A 7,323-nucleotide genomic window follows, 5' to 3' on the forward strand; every position below is an offset into this window, starting at 1 on the left:
ATCGGTGCCGGGGGTTTCCATCACGGTTCAGGCGTTGGGCCGCTTGCCGTGATTCGCCTTGTTCCTCCTGCGGGAACGACGCTTGCGTCCACCCTTGCCCATCGTTATCTCCTGTCGTTGTCTGCGCTTGAGGCGCTGTCCGCGCGGCTTGCCATTCTGCCATAGGGTGGCAGGCATGCTGTCGATGGCCGACGTGATCGCGGAGCACACCGCACTCGCCCCCCGCCACGTGGCCTGGTTGGAGCATCTGGTAGCCGAATGGCACCTGCTTGCCGATCTGGCCTTCTCCGACCTGATCCTGTGGGTGCCGGACGTCGACGAGAACGTGTTCTGGGCCTGCGCCCAGGTGCGGCCCACCACCGGACCCACCGCGCTGGAGGACGACGTGGTCGGCGAGGAGGTGCACTACGACCCCGAGCATCTGGTCACCGAGGCCTACATGTCCCACGAGATCGCCCGGACCAGCGACAACCAGCTCAACTCCGGCATCCCGGTGGACGTCCACGCCATCCCCGTGGTGTTGGACGGACGGGTGCTGGCCGTGGTCGAGGCGCACACCAACCGGATGGGGATTCGCGCCCCGGGCGCCCTGGAGGACGCCTACCTGGAGGCCGCCGACGTGCTCTCCGGCATGGTGCATCGCGGCGAGTTCCCGACCGGCGGCGACAAGGGCGACAAATCGGTGCCCTGGGTGTCGCCGCGGGTCGGCGACGGGATGATCCGGACCAACGCCGCCGGGCTGGTCACCTTCGCCAGCCCGAACGCGGTCAGCGCCTATCGCCGGCTCGGGCTGCACACCGACCTGGAGGGCGAGAGCCTGGCCGCGGTGACCATGTCGCTGCTGCGCAACCGGGCTCCGGTGGAGATGGCGCTGCCCACCGTGCTGCGCGGACGCGGCCCGCGCGAGGTCGAGGTGGAGACCACCGACGTCCAGTTGCGGCTGCGGATCATCAACCTCAACGACGCCGACGGGCCCTGCGGGCAGCTGGTGCTGTGCCGGGACACCACCGAATTGCGCAGCCGGGAACGGCAGCTGGTCACCAAGGACGCCACCATCCGGGAGATCCACCACCGGGTCAAGAACAACCTGCAGACGGTGGCGGCGCTGTTGCGGCTGCAGGCCCGCCGGATCTCGTCCCCGGAGGCGACCGGTGCGCTGACCGACGCCATGAAGCGGGTCGGCGCGATCGCCGTGGTGCACGAGATCCTGTCCCAGGCCTTCGACACGACGGTGAAATTCGACGACGTCGCCGACCGGCTGCTCCGGATGGTGGTGGACGTCGCCGCCACCGGCGGGCCGGTGCAGCTGCGTCGCGAGGGAACCTTCGGCTACGTCCCCGCGGACGTCGCCACCAGCCTGTCGCTGGTGCTCACCGAGCTGTGCCAGAACGCGATCGAACACGGCCTGGGCCAGGAGCGCGGCGTGGTGTGGGTGAAGCCCTGCCAAAGCGACGGCCGGCTGGTGGTCGAGGTGACCAACGAGGGAGCTCCGCTCCCGCCCGACTTCTCGCTGGACACCACCAACAGCCTCGGCCTGTCCATCGTCACCACACTGGTGGACGACATGGACGGCGATTTCTCGTTGAGCACCTCCGAGACCGGGGTCGGGACGGTGGCGCGGGTGACCATTCCGGTCGCCTGAGCGGCGTCCGGTCGAGGTCGCGGGTGGCGAAGTTCAGCCGGCGCGGACCCGGGAGCGGGCGGCACGGCGCTTCAGCGCACGTCGTTCGTCCTCGCTGAGACCGCCCCATACGCCGTGATCCTGTCCGGCGTCCAGAGCCCACTGCAAGCAGGCCTCGCGGACGTCGCAGCGCTTGCACACCTTTTTGGCCTCCTGAATCTGCATCAGGGCCGGACCGGTGTTGCCAACTGGAAAGAACAACTCCGGGTCTTCGGTGAGGCAGGCAGCCCGATGGCGCCAATCCATGCGGTTTCCAACTCCTTACTGGGGAGAATCATTCGTGCCGGGCGGGGGCGGGGGCGCCCCGGTGTCCATACGGCACACGAACTGTAACGATAGAAGCCTGGCAATGGTAGGTGCTCAGGGCAAGACCCTCGCCAGCCCTTGAACCCTTTCTCACCGTCGATTCCGCTGACAGCGCATTTTCCTAGGGCCGCGGTGCCGAGGCTGGTCTACGGTTGGGGCGTGCAACAGATCCGTCCGGCCGGCCTGGTGACCGCGGTGGCCTGCAGCGTCGCGCTGGGGCTCACCTTCATCGTCTTCGCCGCGATCAGCGCCGCCTCCGGGCACGGCGTGTTCAGCGTCCAGATCGGTGTGCTGCTGGCCGCCTACGGGTTGATCCTGATCGCTGCCGGCGCGGGCCTGTGGCGGCTCCGGCTGTGGGCCAGGGGACCGGTGGCCGCGTTCGCGCTGATGTCCGGGTTCGGCTTCGGCGAGTACCTGCTGGAACAGCCGTGGATGTGGCTGCTGGTGTTGCTCTGCCTGGCCACCGTGGTCGGGGTGGTGCTGCCCAGCACCACCCGGGCGCTGAAGGAGCGGGTCAGTTCAGCCGACCCGCGCCCGCCGACGGCCTGGCCACAAAGGTTGCTGGGGCGCTTCGGCCGGAGTCAACGAACGCCGTAGTCACCGCGGCGGTGATGGCGCCCAGCGATTCCACCGGGGCGAGCACCAGCACGCAGCCGCCGAAGCCTCCGCCGGTCATCCGGGCACCGGTGGCGCCGGCGTCCAGCGCCGTCTGCACGGTCAGGTCCACCGACTCCTCGGTGATCTCGTAGTCGCCCCGCATCGAGGCGTGGGACGCGGTCATCAGTTCGCCCAGCGCGGCGAAGTCGTCCCGGCGCAGCGCGGCACAGGCCTGCAGCACCCGGTCGTTCTCGGTGATCACGTGCCGGGCCCGGCGGACCAGCCGCTCATCGGACAGCCCGGCCAGCCGCTCGTCCAATCCGTCGGCGGCCACGTCCCGCAACGCCGGGACGCCCAGCTCGCGGGCGGCCTGCTCGCAGTCGGCGCGCCGGGTGGCGTACTCGCCGCCGGCATGGCTGTGCCGGGTGCCGGTGTCGACCACCAGGATGGCCCGGCCGTGCGCACCCGGATCCAGCGGCACCTGGTCGACGCTCAGCGAGCGGCAGTCCAGGAACAGCGCATGGCCGGCGGTGCACAGCATCGACGCGGCCTGGTCCATCAGCCCGGTCGGGGCGCCGACGTAGCCGTTCTCCGTCCGGCGGGCCAGGACGGCACGGGCCATCGGGTCGATGCCGAGGTCGTAGAGGTCGTTCAGCGCCTCCACCAGCACGCACTCGATCGCCGCCGAGGACGACAGCCCGGCGCCGATCGGCACGTCGGAGGCCAGCGCCAGGTCGGCGCCGCCGACGTCGTGGCCGGCCTCCCGCAGCGCCCAGAAGACGCCGGCCAGGTAGGCGTGCCAGCCGTCGTGGTTGGGCGCGAGATCGGCCAGGTCGGTCTCGAACCGTTCGCCGAGATCGACCGAGACGATCCGGATCCGGTTGTCGTCGCGCCGGGACGCCGCCAGGTAGGCGGCCTGCGGCAGCGCGAACGGCAGCACGAAGCCGTCGTTGTAGTCGGTGTGCTCGCCGATCAGGTTGATCCGCCCCGGAGCCCGCCAGATCCCTTCCGGGTCGCCGCCGGTGAGGCCGCGGAAGGCGTCCAGGACCGCCAGGTCGAGGTTCATCTTCTTCTCTCCCTACTCGGCGAAGGCGCGGGTGAGCAGGTCGTCCTGCTGCAGTCGGTGGATCTTCAGCGAGCCCACCGAGGGGGCGGACGCCGCCGGCCGGGTCACCCCGGTCATGGTCAGCTGGTAGCCGGGCAGGAAGGCCGCCACCGCCTCGGGCAGATGCTGCTGCAGGAACCACCAGGAGCCCTGGTTCTCCGGCTCGTCCTGGACGAAGCGGATGTCGGCGTCCGCCGGGTACTGGGCGAGCTGCGCCGCGAGTTCCTTGGCCGGCAGCGGGTAGAGCCGCTCCAGGGACAGGATCGCGACCTTGCCGTCCAGCCCCGCCTCGGCGCGCGCGGTGACCAGATCCCAGCGGATCTTGCCCGAGCAGAGCAGGATGCGGCGCACCTGCGACGGGTCGGCGATGGTCGGGTCGCCGACCGCCGGCTCCCAGCGTCCCTGGGTGAAGTCGGTCGGCTGCGAGACGGCCTGCTTGCTGCGCAGCATCGACTTCGGCGTGGCGATCACCACCGGACGGTGCCAGTTCACGTAGGCGTGGGTGCGCAGCAGGTGGAAGTAGCTGGCCGGCGTGGACGGCTGGCAGACCGCCAGCGCGCCCTCGTGACACAGCTGCAGCCAGCGCTCGATCCGGGCCGAAGAGTGGTCCGGGCCCTGGCCCTCGTAGCCGTGCGGCAGCATCAGCACCACACCCGACTTCTGCGTCCACTTGGCGTTGGCGGAGGCGATGAATTCGTCGGCGATGGTCTGGGCGCCGTTGGCGAAATCGCCGAACTGCGCCTCCCAGCAGACCAGCGCGTCCGGCGCCGCCACCGAATAGCCGTACTCGAAGCCCATCGCGGCGTACTCGCTGAGCAGCGAGTCGTAGACCTGGAAGGTGCCCTGGTCGGGGGCCAGATGGTTGAGCGGCACGTAGGACTCGGCGGTGTTGCGGTCCACCACGGCGGCGAACCGCTGCACGAAGGTGCCGCGCCGGCTGTCCTGGCCGACCAGCCGCACCGGACGCCCCTCCAGCAGCAGCGAGCCGAAGGCCAGCGACTCCGCGGTCGCCCAGTCGATCGGGCCGTGCAGGATGCCGTCGGCGCGGCGCTGCAACTGCGGCAGCACCTTCGGGTGCACCGCGAAGCCCTCGGGGAAGGTGACGTGCACCCGGGCCACCTTGGCCATCGTCTCGGCGGTGATGGTGGTGCCCTGGGTCTTGCCGAGCTTCGGCGGGTAGTAGGGCACCCGGCGGTAGCTGTCGTCCTCCTGGGCCTGTTCGCGGGCCTGCTTGAAGACGCTCTCCAGGCCGTCGCGGAACCGGGTCAGCACGGCCTCGGCGTCCTCGGTGCTGATGTCGCCGCGACCGATCAGGGCCTCGGTGTAGAGCTTGCGGACGCTGCGCTTCTGCTCGATCAGGTCGTACATCCGGGGCTGGGTGAAGCTCGGGTCGTCGCCCTCATTGTGACCACGGCGGCGGTAGCAGACCACGTCGAGCACGACGTCCTTGTTGAACCGCTGCCGGTACTGGAAGGCGAGCTGCGCGATCCGGGCGACCGCCTCGGGATCGTCGCCGTTGACGTGGAAGATCGGCGCCTGGATCGCCTTGGCGACGTCGGTGCAGTACACCGCGGTGCGGGAATCCAGCGGCGCGGTGGTGAAGCCGACCTGGTTGTTCACCACCACGTGGACGGTGCCGCCGGTCTTGTAGGGACGCAGCTGGCTCATCTGCAGGGTCTCGTAGACCACGCCCTGGCCGGCGAAGGAGGCGTCGCCGTGCAGCAGGATCGGCAGCACCGGGTAGCCGTCGGAGACCCCGAGCTGGTCGAGCTTGGCCCGGGCGATGCCCTCCAGCACCGGGTCGACCGCCTCCAGATGGCTGGGGTTGGCGGCCACCGAGGTCTTGATGGTCTTGCCGGACAGCGCGGTGAACTCACCCTCGGCGCCCAGGTGGTACTTGACGTCGCCGGTGCCCTGAGCCAGCCGGGGATCGACGTTGCCCTCGAACTCCTTGAAGATCTGGCTGTAGCTCTTGCCGACGATATTGGCCAGCACGTTGAGCCGGCCGCGGTGCGGCATCCCGATGCATACCTCGTCCAGGTCGGCGTTGGCGGCCTGGTCGCACAACTCGTCCAGCAGCACGATGGTCGATTCGCCGCCTTCCAGGCTGAATCGCTTCTGGCCGACGAATTTGGTCTGCAGGAAGGTCTCGAAGATCTCGGCCTCGTTGAGCCGGTCCAGGATGCGCAGGTGCTCTTCGCGCGGCCAGGGGGCGTGCTGCACCTCGACCCGCTTCTGGATCCAGGCCCGCTGCTCGTTGTCCTGGATGTGCATGTACTCGATGCCGATGCTGCGGCAGTACGAGCCGCGCAAAGTCGACAGGATGTCGCGTAGCGGCATCACCTCGCCGTCGTGGCCGCCGAAATTGCCGACCGGGAATTCACGGTCCAGATCCCACAGCGTGAGGCCGTGGTATTCCAGGGTGAGTTCCGGATGGGAGCGCTGCCGGTATTCCAGCGGGTCGATGTCGGCCATCAGGTGCCCGAACTGGCGGTACGCGGCGATCAGCGAGAACACCCGGGCCGACTTGGGGATCTGGCCGGGGCGCTCGGCGCTGACGTCCTGCGCCCAGCGGATCGGCGCATAGGGGATCCGCAGCGAGGCGAAGATCTCGTCGTAGAAGCCGTATTTGCCGAGCAGCAGTTCGTGGATCACCTTGAGGAACTCGCCCGACTGGGCGCCCTGGATGATCCGGTGGTCGTAGGTGGAGGTGAGCGTGGTCACCTTCGACACCCCGGCCTCGGTGATCCGGCGCTGCGAGGCGCCCTGGAACTCCGGCGGGTAGTCGATCGAGCCGACGCCCAGGATCAGACCCTGGCCGGCCATCAGCCGCGGCACCGAATGGCTGGTGCCGATGCCGCCCGGGTTGGTCAGCGTGGCGGTGGTGCCCTGGAAGTCGGAGACCTCCAGCTTGCCGGCGCGGGCCTTGCGCACCACGCCTTCGTAGGCGGCCCAGAACTGGCCGAAGTTGAGGCTCTCGCAGCCCTTGATGTTGGGCACCAGCAGCTGCCGGCCACCGTCCGGACGAGGCAGGTCGATGGCCAGGCCCAGGTTGATCGTGTTGGGCTCGACCAGGAACGGCTTGCCGTCGACCTCGTCGTAGGAGTTGTTCATCGCCGGCACCCGCTTCAACGCCTGGATCATGGCGAAGCCGATCAGGTGGGTGAAGGAGATCTTGCCGCCGGTGGTGCGGGCCAGGTGGGCGTTCACCATCTGCCGCTGGTCGATGGCCAGCTTCATCGGCACGTTGCGCACCGAGGTGGCGGTCGGCATCGACAGCGAGGCGTCCATGTTGCGCGCGGTGCGCATCGGCGCGCCCTTGAGCTGCACCCGGGTCGGCTCGGACGCGGTGGCGTTGCGGACGGTGAGGCTGGGCCGGTTGGCCGACAGGCCCATCCCGGAGCCGGGGGACTCCGGTGCCAGGTCGTGCCGGGCGCTGCCGCTGGACTCGACCCGGGCGGCACGCTCACCCGGCTGGGGTTCGGCCGGGGCCGGCTTCGGTGCCGGCGTGGACGCGGTGGCGCGGGAGTCCACCACGACGGTGTAGCCCGGCGGGGACTGTTGTTGGGCCGGCTTCGGTGCCGCCGCGGTCGCGGGAGCGGGCGCCGGCGGCTGGGGCGCCGGCGCGGCCGCC

At 69.8% G+C, this 7,323-nt stretch carries 6 protein-coding genes; 2 read left to right on the forward strand and 4 right to left on the reverse strand.

Translation table 11 applies throughout. The features are described 5' to 3' along the window. Positions 1 to 27 precede the first annotated feature (27 nt). On the reverse strand, positions 28 to 102 hold the full coding sequence (locus tag QM582_RS07455; protein WP_413774476.1) for a 50S ribosomal protein bL37: 75 nt from the start codon (positions 100 to 102) through the stop codon (positions 28 to 30). Between the two features lie 73 nt (positions 103 to 175). Between QM582_RS07455 and QM582_RS07460 the strand changes: the two genes are divergently transcribed. Then, a complete protein-coding gene (locus QM582_RS07460) occupies positions 176 to 1,642 on the forward strand; it encodes a sensor histidine kinase (protein ID WP_415083149.1) in 1,467 nt (488 codons plus the stop codon). Between the two features lie 33 nt (positions 1,643 to 1,675). On the opposite strand, the gene QM582_RS07465 is transcribed toward QM582_RS07460, so the two are convergent. Beyond that, a complete protein-coding gene (locus QM582_RS07465) occupies positions 1,676 to 1,927 on the reverse strand; it encodes a WhiB family transcriptional regulator (protein ID WP_264700926.1) in 252 nt (83 codons plus the stop codon). Positions 1,928 to 2,146: 219 nt separating this feature from the next. Between QM582_RS07465 and QM582_RS07470 the strand changes: the two genes are divergently transcribed. Then, positions 2,147 to 2,584 (forward strand): hypothetical protein, encoded by a 438-nt coding sequence (locus QM582_RS07470; RefSeq protein ID WP_415083152.1) that lies wholly within the window; start codon positions 2,147 to 2,149, stop codon positions 2,582 to 2,584. Here the strand turns inward: QM582_RS07470 and galK are convergent. Beyond that, entirely contained in the window at positions 2,502 to 3,650 is a 1,149-nt protein-coding gene (gene galK / locus QM582_RS07475) for a galactokinase (protein WP_415083153.1), read from the reverse strand. The genes QM582_RS07470 and galK overlap by 83 nt on opposite strands. Positions 3,651 to 3,662: 12 nt before the next feature. After that, positions 3,663 to 7,323, reverse strand: a 3,661-nt coding sequence (locus QM582_RS07480; protein WP_415083154.1) for a multifunctional oxoglutarate decarboxylase/oxoglutarate dehydrogenase thiamine pyrophosphate-binding subunit/dihydrolipoyllysine-residue succinyltransferase subunit, incomplete at its 5' end; no start/stop codon positions are given.

Source organism: Micropruina sp. (genome assembly GCF_047607385.1).
Taxonomy (GTDB): domain Bacteria; phylum Actinomycetota; class Actinomycetes; order Propionibacteriales; family Propionibacteriaceae; genus Micropruina.

What these genes read in the sequence shown, in the direction of transcription:
- QM582_RS07460 (WP_415083149.1), top strand. Translation starts at nt 176, where the DNA reads ATGCTGTCGATGGCCGACGTGATCGCGGAGCACACCGCACTCGCCCCC.
- QM582_RS07465 (WP_264700926.1), bottom strand. Translation starts at nt 1,927, where the DNA reads ATGGATTGGCGCCATCGGGCTGCCTGCCTCACCGAAGACCCGGAGTTG.
- galK (WP_415083153.1), bottom strand. Translation starts at nt 3,650, where the DNA reads ATGAACCTCGACCTGGCGGTCCTGGACGCCTTCCGCGGCCTCACCGGC.